The following is a 14,592-nucleotide window of genomic DNA, read 5'->3' on the forward strand; positions in this document are numbered from 1 at the left end:
GGCTTGACCCGCCGCCCGTCGGCGCGCCACGAGGCCGCATGAACTATCGCCACAGCTTTCACGCCGGGAACTTCGCCGATCTGGTCAAGCACGCCGGGCTGCTCGGCCTGCTGCGGGCGCTGGCGCCGCGCGGGCCGCTGACGGTGGTCGACACCCACGCCGGGGCCGGCCTCTACGACCTCGACGGCGATGCGTCGCGCTCGAAAGAGGCCGAGGCCGGGGTGCTGCGGCTGATGCAGGCCGACGCCCTGCCGGGGCCGCTGGCGCAGCTGCAGGCGGCGGTGCGGGCGCTCAATCCCGACGGCCGCACCCGCTGGTATCCGGGCTCGCCCCGGCTGGTCGCGGCCGCGCCGGGCGTCGCGCGCTATGTCGGCTTCGAGCTCAACCCCCCGGTGGCCGAGGCCCTGACCGAGGCCCTGGCCGATTTCCCGATGGCGACGGCGGAAGCGGGCGACGGCTATGCCGCGGCCCCGACCGTCTGCCAGGCCCCGGGCCTGCTGCTGATCGACCCGCCGTTCGAGCGGCCGGACGACTATCTGCGCGCGGTCGACTGCGCGGCGGAGACCCGCCGGCTGCGCCCGGGGGTGGTGGTGGCCATCTGGACCCCGCTGAAAGACCTCGAGACCTTCGACGGCTTCCTGAGGGGGCTGGCCAAGGCCGGGCTCGCCGACGTGCTGGTGGTCGAGGCGCGGCTGCGGCCCCTGACCAATCCGATGAAGATGAACGGCTGCACCCTGACCCTGATCGGAGCGCCGGCGACGCTCGAGCCGGAGCTGCAGGCGGTGACCGACTGGGTCGTCGATACGCTGGGCGATCCCGGCGGCCGCGCGCGCGTCTGGCGGCCCTAGCCTGCCTCCGCCCGCGCCAGCTCGACGATGACCGGGCTGTGGTCGGACCCGGTGGGGCGGCCGAGGCGGCGGGAGACGACGGTCAGCTCCGGCGAGGCCCACAGGTGGTCTATGGCGATGCGCGCCGGGGCCGGGACGCCGGTCGGCCAGGTGCCGGGCCAGGCCGGGGCCGGGGCGAGGCCGAGATCGCGCATCTGCCGGCCGATGCGGGCGGTCGAGACGCTGTTGAAGTCGCCGGCGGCGATGACCGGGCCCTCGCCTTCCGCCATGCGCGCCTCCAGCGCCATGACCTGGCTGATCTGGCCCCACTGGTACTGGAACGGCCAGGGCCGGGTCAGGTGAGTGGCGAACACCCGCACGGGCCCCAGCGGCGTCTGCACCTGTGCGCCCCGGGCCGACAGGCCGTCGGCGCGGCCGGGCAGGGCCTCGAGCGGGGTTCGCGAGGCCACCAGGTTTCCGCGCGCCGTGATGCGGGTCGGGGCGCGGTGCGGATGGTCCGGCAGGATACGGTCGAGGTCGGCGGCCACGGCGGGCCCGACCTCCACCAGCATGACCACATCGGCGTCGGCGTCGGCGATCGAGGCGGCGATCCGGTCGAGGTCGGCGTTCGCCTCGTGCAGATTGGCGACATAGACGGTCAGCCGCGCCTCATCGGCGGCCGGGGTCGGGCGCGCCGGCGCGACCTGCCCCCAAAGGGCCGCCGCCAGCAGGGCGAGCGCCAGGGCCCCGCTCAGTCCGGCGAGGCGCAGGCGCAGCCCTGCGGCAAAGGCGAGACCGGCGAGGGCGACGACCAGCGCCGGGGCGGTGAACTGGGCGACGAGGTCGACCCAGCGATGGCCGACGCCGGAAAGGGCGGCAAGGCCCACGGCGGCGGGGCCGGTCAGGGCCAACGCGAGCAGGGCGTCGGCGACCCCGCGCCACAGGGCGGGGCGGACGCCTTCGGAGGGCTTGAACAAGTGTGACGCTCCGGCGTTAAGCTGTCCGCCTCGGTCCGGCGCGGCGGACCCGGGAGGATGGGATGCCGAAGAAGACCATCGCCGATATCGAGAAAATCTGGTCGGGTGTCGAGGGCGTGAAGAAGCTCTCGGACCGGGTGGTCGGCATCGGCCCGTTCGGGGTCGGCCTCGACGGCCTGCTGACGTGGATCCCCGGCGTGGGCCTGGCCTACTCCCTCGGGGCCGGCGCCTATCTGCTGGTGCAGGGGGTGCGGGCCAAGGCCTCGCCGCTGACGCTGGGGCGAATGGCCGCCTATCTGCTGATCGACAGCGCCACGACCGAGCTCTTTCTCGTCGGCGACGTGGTCGACTTCTTCTTCCCCGGCCACCTGATGGCGGCCAAGGCCCTGCAGGCCGAGATCGAGCGCACCCACTGGGTCGAGGGCAGCGCCCGTGACGCCCACGCCTCGGGGGAGCACGCGCAGCATCTGGAGCGGGTGCGCAGCGACCCGAAGCTGAAGCGGATCGTCTACCTGCATGACTGACGGGTTGACGCCTGCGCCGCGGCCAAGCCATGTGCGGCCTCGCAACCTGACGAGCCCATGGCCACGACCCTGACCCGAGACGATCTGGCCCTCGCCCTCGCCCGTGTGGCGGAAGGGGACCGCGCCGCCTTCCGGCAGGTCTACCAGGCGACGTCCGCGAAACTGTTTGGCGTCTGCCTCCGTATCTTGCGTGATCGCCAGATCGCCGAGGATGTGTTGCAGGACGTCTATGTCACCGTATGGAGCCGCGCCGGAGGCTTCGACGCCGCCCGGGCCAGCCCGATCACCTGGCTGGCGACGATCGCGCGCAACCGCGCCATCGACCGGCTGCGTCAGGCCCGGCCGCTGCGCGACGCCGCGCCGGTCGAGGTGCTGGCCGAGGTTCCCGACGGCGGTCCCGGGCCCGAGGCCGAGGTGGTCGGCGCCGGCGAGCGGCGTCGGCTGGAGTCCTGCCTCGAGCAGCTGGAGGACCGCGCCGCCTCCGCCATCCGCACCGCCTTCTTCGACGGGGTCACCTATGACGCCCTGGCGGCGCGCGCCGGGGTGCCGATCGGCACCATGAAGAGCTGGATCCGGCGCGGCCTGCAGCGCCTCAAGACGTGTCTCGAGCCATGACCGACGCCCCGCACAGAGACGATGGCGAGACGCCGGACCTGGCTGCCGAACTGGCCCTGCGCCTGCTGGACGGCCCGGAGGAGGCCGCCGCCCGCGCCCGCGTCGCCGCCGACCCGGCCTTCGCCGCCGAAGTCGCCGCGTGGGAAGCGCGGCTGGGCGGCCTGATCGACGAGGTGGCGCCGGCCTCGCCGCCCGAGAGCCTGTGGCGTGGCATTGTCGCGCGTCTGCCGGCGAATGATGACCGGCGACTGGTCTTCTGGCGCGCCTGGGCGGTCGGGGCGACGGGACTGCTGGCCACGAGCCTGGCCGCGGTCGCCGTGCTGGCGGCGCGCCCCGCCCCGGCCCCGGTGGCGCCTGCCGCCCCGCCGGCCGAGGTCACCCGCGTCGCCACCCTGCGGCTCGAAAGCGGCCAGTCGGCCCTGATCCTCGCCTACGACCCAGAGACGGGCATGCTGTTCGCCTCGCCGACCGACGTCATGGCCGGCGACCCGCGCGTGCCGCACCTGTGGCTGATCGGCTCCGAGGGCGGCGCGACCCTCGTCGGGGCGATCGACGGGGTCGAGGTGTCGCGCATGGCCATGCCGGAAACGACCGCGGCCCGGGTTCGCGGGGCCGTGGCGGTGGCCGTCTCGATGGAGCAGCCGGGGCACACCCCGGCCATGGATCGTCCGGACGGTCCAGTGGTCGCCTCGGGTCAGCTCGAAAGCCTCTGATGCATCCGCCGGGCCGCCGGCGACGTAGCTCTGTGTGGTTGCACGCCTGAGCCGGGGCCTCGGTCCTGGCCGGCGTCCGGCCCGGCGGGGAGGCCAACCCAGCCCTTCCACAGGTCTCCCCGCCACCCCGCGACCGGCAGGCGCGCGGCCGGCCGCCTTCCTGTTCCCCGCGCGAAACTCCAGGCCTGTCCGCGTGCTGGCGGCGGGCCAGCGGCCCCGGCCAACCCGCCTTCGGGTCACAGGCAGGCTGGCGTTCCAGACAGGAGCGCCCCATGCCCGATACCCTCAGTCCCCGCCTCGGCCTGCCGCTTGTGGCGGCCGGACAGCTGCAGAAGCATGTCACCGTCAATGAAGGCCTGACCCGGCTCGATACGCTGGTGCAGACGACGGCGCACAGCCGCACGGCGTCCCCGCCGGCCAGCCCGGTCGACGGCGATGTCTACATCGCCGCGGATGACTGGCCGTTCCCGGCCGGGACCCTGGTGCGGTTCGACGGACCGGGGTGGCTCGCCCTTGATCCGCCGGAAGGCCTGCGGGTCTGGGTGCGCGACGAGGGCCGGCTGTGGCTGCGGCAGGACGGCGGCTGGGTCGAGCTGGGCCGTCGGCTCGGCGAGGTGCAGGAGCTGACCCGGCTCGGCCTCGAGGCGACCGCCGATGCGGCCAATCCCTTCATCGCCCGCCTGAACAGCGCCCTGTGGATGGCGCGCGGGCCCGACGAGGGCGGGACCGGCGACCTGCGGCTGGTGTTCAACAAGTCCGGCCCGGACCGGGTGCTGTCCCTGCTGTTCCAGAGCGCCTGGGGCGGCCGGGCCGAGCTGGGTCTGATCGGCGACGACGCCCTCAGCCTCAAGATCAGCGCCGACGGCGCTGAATGGCGCGAGGTCCTGCGTGCGGATCCGGCGAGCGGCCGGCTGCTGGCGGCCGCGGGGGCCGGCCGGGCGGAGACAACGGTGTTCAGCGGCCCCGCCAGCTGGACGCCGCCCGCCTGGGCCCGCGCGCTGCGGATCGAGGCCCTCGGCGGCGGCGGGGGAGGTCAGGGCGGCGGGGAGGGCGGCCTCGGCGGCGCGCCGGGCGCCCGACGTGTGCGCTGGCTGGTGGCGGACGCTCTGGACGGTCCCCTGCTCATCGCGCCGGGGGCGGGCGGGACAGCCGGCGCCGCCGGAGGCGAGACCACCGTAGCCGATGCGCTCGGCGTCCGGCTTCGCGCCGCCGGCGGTGCGCCCGGCGCAGGCGGGGACGCGCTGGATCCTGACGCGCCCGGGGGCGGCGGTCCCGGGGCCGCTTCGACGCGCGCCGCGGCGGCGGGAAGCGCCGGCGCGCCGGCCCGGGGCGTGGACGCCGCCGCCGGCGGCGCGGCCGGCGGGGGGACCGGCGGAAGCTCGCCGGACGGCTTCCTTGGCGGCGGCGGGGGTGGCGGGGAGCGTGGCGAGACAGGCGGCGCAGGAGGTCCGGGCGCCGGGGGCGGGGGCGGCGGGGCCGCGGACGGGGCGACGCCGGCCGGCCCTGGGGGGCCCGGCGGCACCGGCCGCGTCCTGATCCTGGCGGTGGGCTGAGCCATGGACCCGGAAGACGACCTCGACGGGCCGCCCCTGCCGCCCCTGCTCGATCCTGAAGATGACCCCGCGCCCGACCGCCTGAGCCGGTCGGACCTCGCGGCGGCCGCCGGCCCCGGCTGGGTCTGGAGCCGCCCGGACTTCGATGACGGAGACGCCGAATGACCTTGAACGGACATCCCGGGCTGGCTGAAGGGCGCTGGCTGTGGCGCCGCCTGTTCGTCTTCGCCGTGACCTTCGGGCTGTGGCGTCTGCTGGCGGAGGTGGTGGCGCGGGCGCCTGCCGCCGATCTGCGCAGCCTGGCGCAGCAGCTCACCGGCCTGCTCGGCCTCGTGCTGGTGCTCTATCTGGTGGCCCCGACCGCGCAGCAGCTGGTCGAGCTGGCCGCGGCGGTGCGCCTGCGCGCCCTGGAGCGCCGTCCGTGACGGGCCGCGATCCGCTGGATGCGCGCAGCCGGGCCCGGCTGGCCGGGGTGCATCCGGCGCTGGTCGCCGTGGTCGAGCAGGCGGCGCGCACCAGTCCCGTGCCCTTCATCATCACCGAGGGGCGGCGCACGCCCGAGCGGCAGGCGGCGCTGGTGCGGGCCGGGGCCAGCCGGACGCTCAACAGCCGCCATCTGACCGGCCATGCCGTCGATGTGGCGGCCCGGGTCGAGGGCCGGCTCCGCTGGGACTGGCCGCTCTATCCGCGCATCGCGGCGGCCTTCAAGGCGGCGGCGCAGGCGCAGGGGGTGGCGCTGGTCTGGGGCGGCGACTGGCCCCGACTGCGCGACGGCCCCCATTTCGAGCTCGACCGGAGGGCGTTCCCGTGAGGGGCCTGCCACGGCTGGCCCGCATTTCCCTCGCCGGACCGGGCCGCTGGCTGCTCGCTCTGGCGCTGGCCGCAGGGCTCGCGGTCGCGGCCGCCCAGCTGGCCGGGAGCCTCGGCCTGCGCTGGGATCCGCTGGGCCTGCAGGCGCGACGGCTCGCGCGCGCCGAGGCGGAGGCGGCCACGCTGAGGGTCGAGCGCGACCGGCTGGCGGCAGTGCTGGCGGCCGAGCGCGCCCTGACCCGGGCCGAGGTCGCCGCAGCGACCCGCGCCGCCGACGCCGAGGCGTCCACCCGTGATGTCGAATCCCTGGCCCGAGGAGCCCCCGATGCCGCCCTGCCGCTATCGCCTGATCGTCTCCACCGCCTGCGCGCTCATGATCGCCGGCTGTGCCAGCTCGCCCCCGCTCTCGACGGCTGCGCCGCCGCGCTTGACCCTGCCCGAGACGGTGTCGCGGCCGTGCCGGCTCGCCACCCTGCCGCCGGAGGCGACCCTGGCGGATCTTGAAGCTGCGTATGCCCGAAGGGGCGCGGACCTGGTGGCCTGCGACGCGGCCCGCGCCCTCGCGGTGCAGCTCATCGCGGCAGAGCGGACCCTCGCCGCCGGCGGACCTGACCGCCGCTGACCCGGCAAAATCTGCCGGGACCGGCAAATCCTGCCGGGCGCCCACGCGTTCCTGCCGGGCGCCGGGCGCCGGGGGAGGGGCTCGGAAACCCCGGAGTTCCGGGCTTTCAGCGTGTGGCCCGGCCCTTGCTTGGGCCCTGTCCGAGCAAAATGCTCCCGACGGCCAAAATGGCGGTCGGACACCTTGAAAGAAGGACTGTCGTCATGGCGCTGAACAGCGTTAACACGAACTATGGGGCGATGATCGCCCTGCAAAACCTGAACCAGACCAATTCCGAACTCGGAACGGTTCAGAGCCGGATCAACACCGGCAAGAAGGTCGCCACCGCCAAGGATAACGGCGCGATCTGGGCCATTGCCCAGGGCCAGCGTTCGGAAATCGGTGCGCTCAACGCCGTCAAGGAATCCCTGCAGCGCGGTCAGTCCGCCGTCGACGTCAGCCTCGCGGCCGGCGAGTCGGTCTCGGACCTGCTCGTTCAGCTGAAGGAAAAGGCCCTGGCGGCCACGGACGCCTCGCTGTCCAGCTCGGCCCGCGCCGCGCTGAACGAAGACTTCACGGCGATTCGCGACCAGATCACCACCGTGATCGAAAACGCCTCGTTCAACGGCGTGAACCTGCTCGATGGCTCGCTGACCAACGGCTATGCCGCTCTGGCCAACGTCGAGGGTGGCGCGATCACCGTTGATGGCGAAGACCTGAGCCTGTCGGGGACCATCGTGACCCTGACCTCGACCCAGGAAATCGACACCGCCACCGACGCTGCGGCGGCGCTGAGCGCTGTCACCGCCTCGATCGCCAACGTCTCGGCCGGCCTCGCCCGCCTGGGCACCGGCTCGAAGGCCCTGGGCACCCACCTGACCTTCGTCGGCAAGCTGTCCGACGCCCTCGAAGCGGGCGTTGGCAACCTGGTCGACGCGGATCTGGCCAAGGAAAGTGCGCGGCTGCAGTCGCTGCAAACCAAGCAACAGCTGGGTGTGCAGGCGCTGGGCATCGCCAACCAGTCGACCGGCATCCTGCTGGGGCTGTTCCGCTAATCGTCGCGGATTGGGGCGAGGTCTTCGGACCTCGCCCCGTCTTCGCGTTAGGAGGCGCCGGCCTGACCGCCGACGCGACAGGAGATGAACGAGAATGTCCGAGTTCTGCCTGTAGCCGCTTCCGCCGCTCTCGCCGCGCGCCCCGAGCCCGCGGTCGTCGAGCGGACCTCCGAGCAACCCGCCCCGGCTCCGGCCGAACGGCTGGTCATCGAGGAGGGGCCCCAACCGGGCGTCTTTATCTACAAGACGCTGGATCCGGTGACGGGAGAGGTGCTCCGCCAGCTGCCGCGAGAGGAATTGCTGCGGCTGATGCGGGATGACAGCAGCGTCCAGGCAGGCGCCCTGATCGACACCCGGGCCTGAGGCCCCGGCGTCACCGGCCTTTCCAACCGCGTCGGGCGCAGCCCGGGGCGGCGCTGATCGTCGTGAATCGGCGTTAACCATACGCTCATGGTTAACGCGCTAGCGTCACGGCGAATCTGCGAGGCCGAACGCCATGTCCACCAATAGCGTCCATACCAACACGTCCGCCGCGGTCGCGCTGCAGAACCTGACGCGCACCAATCAGCGGATGGATGAGGTCCAGGGCCGGATCTCCACCGGCCTGAAGGTCCAGGGGGCCAAGGACAACGCCTCGATCTGGGCCATCGCCCAGAGCCAGCGCGCCGATCTGGGCGCGCTCAATGCGGTGAAGCAGAGCCTGGCGCGGGCCACCTCGCTGGCGGATGTGGCCCTGGCGGCCGGCGAGTCGATCTCCGACCTGCTGAACCAGCTCAAGGAAAAGGTGGTCGCGGCCCAGGACGTGTCGCTCAGCACCCAGTCGCGGGAGCTGCTCAACGACGACTTCCAGGCCGTGCTGCGCGCCATCGAGTCGGCGGTCGAGAACGCCGAGTTCGACGGCGGCAACCTGCTGAACGGCTCGCTGACCAACGGCATCGCCTTCCTTGCCAACGCCGACGCGACGTCCTTCATCACCCTGGCGTCGAAGGACCTGAGCCTGTCGGGAGCCATCATCAGCCTGTCGACCGCCGATACGCTGGCCACGGTGACGGGCGCCTCCCAGGCGCTGTCGCGTCTGAACGCCTCGATCACCTCGCTGAACAGCGCCCTCGGCGAGATGGGGGCCCAGGCCAAGCAAATCGCCGCCCACACCAACTTCGTGGCCAAGCTGACCGACACGCTTGAGGCGGGGATCGGCAACCTGGTCGACGCCGACCTGGCCAAGGAAAGCGCGCGACTGCAGGCCTTGCAGGTGCAGCAGCAGCTGGGCGTGCAGTCGCTGTCGATCGCCAACCAGGCGCCGCAGATCATCCTGTCGCTGTTCCAGGGCTGATTCCCGGCGGCGACGCCGCGCGGCTTAACGCGGCGTTACCTCTCGCGCGGTCATTCTGGCCGACGGAGATGTGGCCGTGATCAACAACAGCTACCTGCTGGGTCTGTTTGGAGGCTCCGGAATCGCCGCAGGCGACTTCGGCGGCGTCGTCGCGCCTCCGCGTCAGCGGCAGCCCACGCCGCCCTGGTCGACGTCGGTCCAGGCCACGCCCCAGAGCGATCTCGTCCGCGCCGCCCTCGGCGGTCGCAAGCTGATCAATGAATCCGCGATCCGGCTCGACGCCACCGGCGGGTCGGCGGACTACCGCACCCTGTTCAGCCTCTACAACGGGCTGGACACCCTCGCCGCCATCGTCAACCGCTCGCAGGCCAAGGGACTGGCCTCCACGGAGCTGAACCTCCTGCAGCGGCGCTTCGAGACGGGGATGGCCGAAATCACCTCCTATCTCAGCACGACGCGTCTGCAGGATGTCCGGGTGGTCACCGGCACGGCTGCGGCGACCGCCAAGACCACAGCCGGCGTGCCGCGCGACCGGCCGAACTTCGTCACGGCGCCGATCCATGAGGGGGCGATCGACACCCCGGTCGCGGCCTTCCAGGGCGATGTGGCCTTCGACATCACCGTCGCGCGCACCGCCAATCCCACCCAGACCCTGCGCATCGATCTGGCGGACATGGGGAGCACGCCGCGGACGCTGGATGCGGTCAACAGCTTCATCAACGACAAGCTGCAGGCGGCCGGGCTCGAAACCCGCTTCGGGCGCGAGCAGGTGGCCCAGGAGGCCCGCACGGTCCAGGTCGGGGGGCGAACCGTCACCCTGCCGTCCGGTCCCGACCGGTGGTCGCTGGTGGTGCGGGGAACGTCGGTCGAGACGGTCTCCTTCGCGCCGGTGCAGGCGGCGGACGCCGTCTATGTCGCCCAGTCTGTCGGCGGGACGGCCCCGGGCCAGCTGCTCAAGTTCTCCGCCGACACCACAACCGTGCCCGGCGCCGCCCGGCCGGGCGAGACCCAGTGGGTCGATGGCCGCGTCTCGCAGAGCGCTCTGCCGGCCGGCGTGGCCGCGGTGCGCGCCAGCGCCATCGGTCCGGACGGCTCGCTCTGGCTGGTCGCGGACGTGGAGGATGAGGCTCTGGCCGGACAGCCGGTCAAGGGCGAACGCGACGTCGCCCTGCTCAAGTACGACCCGTCCGGCCGTCTGGTCGCCAGCCGCGCGCTGGGGGCCGCCGACACCGCCTCGGGCTACGCCATCGCCATCGCCGCGGACGGCAAGGTGGCGGTGGCCGGCGCGGTCACCGGCGCGCTGGAGCCGGGCCGCGCCGTGGTCGATTCAGCCGCCAGCGACAGCTTCGTCACGGTCTTCGACGCCGCCGGGCTCGAGCTCTGGACCCAGCGCCGCGGCGCCCGGGCGGCGGATGAGGCGACCGGCGTGGCCTTCGGCGCCGACGGGACCGTCTACGTCAGCGGACGGGCGGCCTCGGCCATGCCCGGGGCCGCCTCGGTCGGCGGCTGGGACAGCTATGTCGAGTCCTTCAAGGCCAGCCAGCGCTATCCGGGCGCGCCCTTCACCGCCGTGGCGACCTCGATCCGGCAGTTCGGCACCGGCGGCGAGGACACGGTCTCGGCCATGACGGTGTCGGGCAGCGATCTCTACACCGCAGGCGTCGAAAGCGGCCGCGCCGTGGTGCGCCGCTTCACCCTCGACGCCGCCGGTACGCCGACGCTGGCGGCCACCCGCGACCTCGGCCTGATGAGCGGCGAGATCGCCGGCATCGCCGTCGAGGGCGGCCGCGTCATCGTCGCCGGGGCGACCCGCAATGCGGCCCTCGACGCCGGAACGGTCGTCGAGCCCCACAACGGCGGCATGGACGCTTTCGCCGCCAGCCTCGCCGCTGATCTGACCGCCGATCCGGGCGACTGGGTCAGCTACTATGGCGGCGCCGGCGAGGATGGGGCCGCCGACGTCAAGGTGCACAACGGGGCCATCTGGCTGACCGGGGTCGCGGACCGCCCGTTCAACGCCAAGCCGGAAGATCCGACGCGCGCCTATCTGGCCCGGCTCGACGCCGGCACGGGCGCCGTGGTGTCGGCGACGACCTGGGCCGGCGACGGCGGTCAGGCCAGTCCCGCGACGCTCGCAGTGGGCGGCGGCGGAGCCAGCGTGCTGGATCGCCTCGGCCTGCCGACGGGGACCATCGCCCAGAGCGACTCGCGCCTGCTGACCGCCGCCACCAGCCTGCGGGTCGGGGACCGGTTTTCCGTCTCGCTCGGCGACGGCTCGCGCGCCCGGACGGTCACCATCGATGCGCGCGACACCCTGCAGACCCTGTCGCGCAAGATCGAACAGGCCTCGCAGCGGCGCCTGATCGTCTCCGTGACCACCGGCGATGACGGCATCCAGCGGCTGAACCTGCGACCCCGCGATCCGGAGCGCGGCGCCGTGCTGAGCTCGGGGGAAAGCGGCCGTGACGCCCTCGCCGGTCTCGGGCTGGCGCCGGGCTACATCGGCGCCACGTCCGGGGACGACGTGGTGCGCACCTTCGGGCTCGGCCTGACCAGCGACCTGACCCTGCGCGACGCCGACACGCGCAAGGCCGCCGGGGAGACGATCCTGAAGGCCCTGTCGCAGATTCGCGCCGCCTACCGGGCGCTGGCCCCGGAGTCGACGACGCCTCGCGTCACGGGTCAGGCGCCGGCCTATCTGCAGGCCCAGCTGGCCAACTACCAGGCGGCGCTGAACCGGCTGACCGGCGGCGGCTGACCGTGCGATAGCGGTTGACGCCGGACCGGCCGGCGGGGTTATTGGCCGGGTCCCCCGCCCCCCGCGCGAGCGCCCATGGCCGAGCCTGATTCCCCGCTGAAGTCGCCTCCGAACCGCCTCGTGCTGATCGTCGGGGTGGTGCTGGCCGTCGCCGCCGCCGTCCTGCTCGCCGTAATGCTGGGCGGACGTGGCGCGCCGCCGTCCCAGGCCGTCGAGGAGGGACCGCCTGGCGACCTCACCGTCGATGTGGCCGAGGCGCCGGCGCTGGAGCCGACCCGCGAGCTGCGCTGCTTCGTCAATGGCCAGTTCGTCGGCATGGCCACGCTGGTCGACTGCGCCCGCCGCAACGGCCTCGCCACGGACGCGCTGGACGTCGGGCTCGACGCCACCGGCGCCCTGGCCGCGGCCCCGACCGCCACCTTCGACCCGCCGCCGGCCGCGCCGACCCCGACCGTCGTCGTCGCGCCGCAGCCCCAGACCCAGCCGCAGCCCGATGCGCCGGCGGCCCCGCCGCCAGTGGCCGGGCCGGCGTGCTTGCGCTTCGCCGGCTCGGAGTGGCGCAACATGGGCGACGGCCTGAGCCAGGCCGCCTGCGTCCGCGCCCTGTTCGCCGGCGCCTGCGTGCGCCCGGGCGAAGCCCTGTACGGCCGCTATGGCGACACCACCCTGCGGCTCGTGCCGCGCCGGGTCGAGCAGTCGCCGGACAACACCCGCTTCCGCACGCTCGTCGAGCAGGACCGCAACTGTCAGTTCCCGGACCTCGGATGACCCGCAAGCCGTTCCTCGCCCTCGCCGGTCTGGCCGTCGCCGGCCTCGCCGCCGCCTGCGCCCCGCGCGTCGAGGCCCCGCGCGACGAGGGGGTCTGCTGGTATGTGGTGCCGGCCGAAGACGGCGCCGAGGATGCGCCGCCGCGCTTCAACCTGGTCGCCCGCGACCAGCCGCAGATCGAGTTCTGCGCCGCGCGGCTGGAAGAGATGCGGCTGCGCTTCCTGCGCCTCGGCGGCTCCAACCGCGAGATCATCGGCGCCTACCAGGGCCAGTTCATCTTCATCGACCGGCGCGGCGTGCAGTTTGGCAAGGATCTGAACGGGCCGCGGTTTTTCGCCCTGACACGGACCGGCGACGGCCGGCTGGCCATCCCCGGCGCGATCCAGCGCGACATCGACGGACGGCCCACGGCCATCGCCGCGCCGCCGGCTGACGCGCCGTCCGCGCCCCCGGCGAACTAGAACAAAGTTGGAACATCCGCCCGTTCGCGCTATAGAGCGGGCGCAATCAGAAGAAAAGGAACCGCGCCATGGCGGGCAGCGTCAACAAGGTCATTCTGGTCGGCAACCTCGGGAAAGACCCGGAAATCCGCACCCTCAACTCCGGCGACCGGGTCGCCAACCTGCGCCTCGCCACGTCCGAGACCTGGCGGGACAAGTCGACCGGCGAGCGCAAGGAGAAGACCGAGTGGCACTCGGTCGTGATCTTCAACGACAACCTGGTGAAGGTCGCCGAGAACTACCTGAAGAAGGGCTCGACGGTGTACATCGAGGGGGCCCTGCAGACCCGCAAGTGGACCGACCAGCAGGGCGTGGAGAAGTACTCCACCGAGATCGTGCTGCAGAAGTACCGCGGCGAGCTGACCATGCTGGGCGGCCGCGGCGACGGCGGCGGGGCCAGCCGCGGCGGCGGCGATGACGACTACGGCTCGGGCTTCTCCACCGGCGGCGCCGCCAAGCCCTCGGGCCCGCGCGAAAGCTACGACCTCAACGACGACATCCCGTTTTAAGTCTGGCCCTTCTGACGTCTCCACCTTGCCCGGGGCCGGGCGAAACCTGCGCTCACCGAATGTGAGCCCGCCCGGCCGCCGACGCATGCCATAGGCGGCCCGTGCCCCTGTCCGACCGCCTCAGCCCCGTCGAACTGACCGCCATCCTCGCCGTGGTGGTGATCTGGGGCGTCAACAATGCGGCCGCGGCGGTGGCTACGGATTATCTGCCGCCGATGGTCGTGGTGACGGTCCGCTTCCTGATGGCGGCGCTGTGCCTCGCGCCCTTCATCCGGCCGCCCTTTCCCAACTGGAAGAGTCTGGTGCTGATCGTCGGCCTCGGCGGGCCGCTGCACTACGGCCTGATCTATCTCGCCTTCTGGCTGGCGCGCGACGTCAGCCCGGTGTCCGTGGCGGCCCAGCTGTGGATCCCCTTCACCAGCCTGTTCGCCTTCCTGATGCTGGGCGAGCGGCTGTCGAAGGCGGCCATGATCGGCATGGCCCTGGCCTTCCTCGGCATCGTCTGGATGGGCGCCGACCCGGCCGTTCTCAGCGAGTGGGACGCCATCGCCGTCACCGTCGCCGCCAGCGCCGCCTGGGCCATCACCACGGTGATTGCCCGGCGCACCACCTCCATCCCGCCGCTGAAGATGCAGGGGCTGCTGGCCCTGACCACCTTCCCGCTGGCGGCGCTCGCCTCCCTGACCCTGGAGTCCGGCCAGGTCGAGGCGGTGATGACCGCCCCGCCGATCGCCTGGGCGGCGGTGGCCTGGGGCGGGCTGGCCTCGTCGCTGGTCGCCACCAGCCTGCTGTTCTGGCTGGTGCAGCGGCGCGAGGCGGGGCGGGTCACCCCCTATCTGCTGGCCACGCCGGTGGTGTCGATCATCATCGGGGCCGGCCTGCTCGGCGATGTGCTGACCGCCCAGATCCTGCTCGGCTCGGCCCTGACCATCGGCGGCGTCGCCGTCGTCGCCCTCGCCGAACGCGGCCTGCGCGCCGGCGCCTCGCGGGGGTAGGCGGGGCGCTCTCCTCCCCCATAGCGCAGCGTATGGGGGAGGGGGACCGCCGGA

Annotated in this window: 18 protein-coding genes; 17 read left to right on the plus strand and 1 reads right to left on the minus strand. The window is 73.2% G+C overall.

The window, feature by feature from the left end; genetic code table 11:
* The first annotated feature begins 38 nt into the window (after positions 1-38).
* On the plus strand, positions 39-848 hold the full coding sequence (rlmJ, locus tag VGN74_RS12110; RefSeq protein WP_327448529.1) for a 23S rRNA (adenine(2030)-N(6))-methyltransferase RlmJ: 810 nt from the start codon (positions 39-41) through the stop codon (positions 846-848).
* Here rlmJ and VGN74_RS12115 read toward each other — a convergent pair.
* Entirely contained in the window at positions 845-1,804 is a 960-nt protein-coding gene (locus tag VGN74_RS12115) for an endonuclease/exonuclease/phosphatase family protein (protein WP_327448531.1), read from the minus strand. The genes rlmJ and VGN74_RS12115 overlap by 4 nt on opposite strands.
* Positions 1,805-1,866: 62 nt before the next feature.
* Here VGN74_RS12115 and VGN74_RS12120 point away from each other — a divergent pair, with 62 nt between their 5' ends.
* The 16 genes from VGN74_RS12120 (at position 1,867) to VGN74_RS12195 (ending at position 14,538) form a co-directional block, all read left to right on the plus strand.
* The gene (locus tag VGN74_RS12120; protein WP_327448533.1) at positions 1,867-2,328 is read left to right on the plus strand and encodes a DUF4112 domain-containing protein; all 462 of its coding nucleotides are present in this window, start codon (positions 1,867-1,869) and stop codon (positions 2,326-2,328) included.
* Positions 2,329-2,385: 57 nt separating this feature from the next.
* Positions 2,386-2,943, plus strand: coding sequence for a sigma-70 family RNA polymerase sigma factor (locus VGN74_RS12125; protein WP_327448535.1), 558 nt, complete (start codon positions 2,386-2,388; stop codon positions 2,941-2,943).
* On the plus strand, positions 2,940-3,656 hold the full coding sequence (locus VGN74_RS12130; RefSeq protein ID WP_327448538.1) for an anti-sigma factor: 717 nt from the start codon (positions 2,940-2,942) through the stop codon (positions 3,654-3,656). The genes VGN74_RS12125 and VGN74_RS12130 overlap by 4 nt, the downstream gene beginning before the upstream one ends.
* A gap of 272 nt (positions 3,657-3,928) precedes the next feature.
* Positions 3,929-5,209, plus strand: a complete 1,281-nt coding sequence (locus tag VGN74_RS12135) for a DUF2793 domain-containing protein (RefSeq protein WP_327448540.1) — start codon at positions 3,929-3,931, stop codon at positions 5,207-5,209.
* A gap of 3 nt (positions 5,210-5,212) precedes the next feature.
* Positions 5,213-5,374 carry a hypothetical protein gene (locus tag VGN74_RS12140; protein WP_327448542.1) on the plus strand — a complete coding sequence of 54 codons (162 nt, stop codon included), beginning with the start codon at positions 5,213-5,215 and terminating at the stop codon, positions 5,372-5,374.
* A complete protein-coding gene (locus VGN74_RS12145) occupies positions 5,371-5,634 on the plus strand; it encodes a hypothetical protein (protein WP_327448544.1) in 264 nt (87 codons plus the stop codon). Before VGN74_RS12140 ends, VGN74_RS12145 begins: the two co-directional genes overlap by 4 nt.
* Positions 5,631-6,020, plus strand: coding sequence for a M15 family metallopeptidase (locus VGN74_RS12150; protein WP_327448546.1), 390 nt, complete (start codon positions 5,631-5,633; stop codon positions 6,018-6,020). Before VGN74_RS12145 ends, VGN74_RS12150 begins: the two co-directional genes overlap by 4 nt.
* Positions 6,017-6,523 carry a hypothetical protein gene (locus tag VGN74_RS12155; RefSeq protein ID WP_327448548.1) on the plus strand — a complete coding sequence of 169 codons (507 nt, stop codon included), beginning with the start codon at positions 6,017-6,019 and terminating at the stop codon, positions 6,521-6,523. The genes VGN74_RS12150 and VGN74_RS12155 overlap by 4 nt, the downstream gene beginning before the upstream one ends.
* A 321-nt stretch (positions 6,524-6,844) precedes the next feature.
* A complete protein-coding gene (locus VGN74_RS12160) occupies positions 6,845-7,675 on the plus strand; it encodes a flagellin (RefSeq protein ID WP_327448550.1) in 831 nt (276 codons plus the stop codon).
* 84 nt (positions 7,676-7,759) lie between these two features.
* Positions 7,760-8,038: a hypothetical protein gene (locus tag VGN74_RS12165; protein WP_327448552.1), complete on the plus strand. Its 279-nt coding sequence runs from the start codon at positions 7,760-7,762 to the stop codon at positions 8,036-8,038.
* A 133-nt stretch (positions 8,039-8,171) separates the two neighbouring features.
* Positions 8,172-9,008, plus strand: a complete 837-nt coding sequence (locus tag VGN74_RS12170) for a flagellin (RefSeq protein WP_327448554.1) — start codon at positions 8,172-8,174, stop codon at positions 9,006-9,008.
* 76 nt (positions 9,009-9,084) lie between these two features.
* Positions 9,085-11,766 carry a transcriptional regulator gene (locus VGN74_RS12175; protein WP_327448556.1) on the plus strand — a complete coding sequence of 894 codons (2,682 nt, stop codon included), beginning with the start codon at positions 9,085-9,087 and terminating at the stop codon, positions 11,764-11,766.
* A gap of 75 nt (positions 11,767-11,841) precedes the next feature.
* Complete coding sequence (locus VGN74_RS12180; protein ID WP_327448558.1) at positions 11,842-12,534, plus strand: hypothetical protein; 693 nt, start codon at positions 11,842-11,844, stop codon at positions 12,532-12,534.
* Entirely contained in the window at positions 12,531-12,995 is a 465-nt protein-coding gene (locus VGN74_RS12185) for a hypothetical protein (protein ID WP_327448560.1), read from the plus strand. Before VGN74_RS12180 ends, VGN74_RS12185 begins: the two co-directional genes overlap by 4 nt.
* Before the next feature lie 68 nt (positions 12,996-13,063).
* Positions 13,064-13,543: a single-stranded DNA-binding protein gene (gene ssb / locus VGN74_RS12190; RefSeq protein ID WP_327448562.1), complete on the plus strand. Its 480-nt coding sequence runs from the start codon at positions 13,064-13,066 to the stop codon at positions 13,541-13,543.
* Positions 13,544-13,644: 101 nt separating this feature from the next.
* Positions 13,645-14,538 carry a DMT family transporter gene (locus VGN74_RS12195; RefSeq protein ID WP_327448564.1) on the plus strand — a complete coding sequence of 298 codons (894 nt, stop codon included), beginning with the start codon at positions 13,645-13,647 and terminating at the stop codon, positions 14,536-14,538.
* Positions 14,539-14,592 lie beyond the last annotated feature (54 nt).

This window comes from Brevundimonas sp., assembly GCF_035998205.1.
Classification (GTDB): domain Bacteria; phylum Pseudomonadota; class Alphaproteobacteria; order Caulobacterales; family Caulobacteraceae; genus Brevundimonas.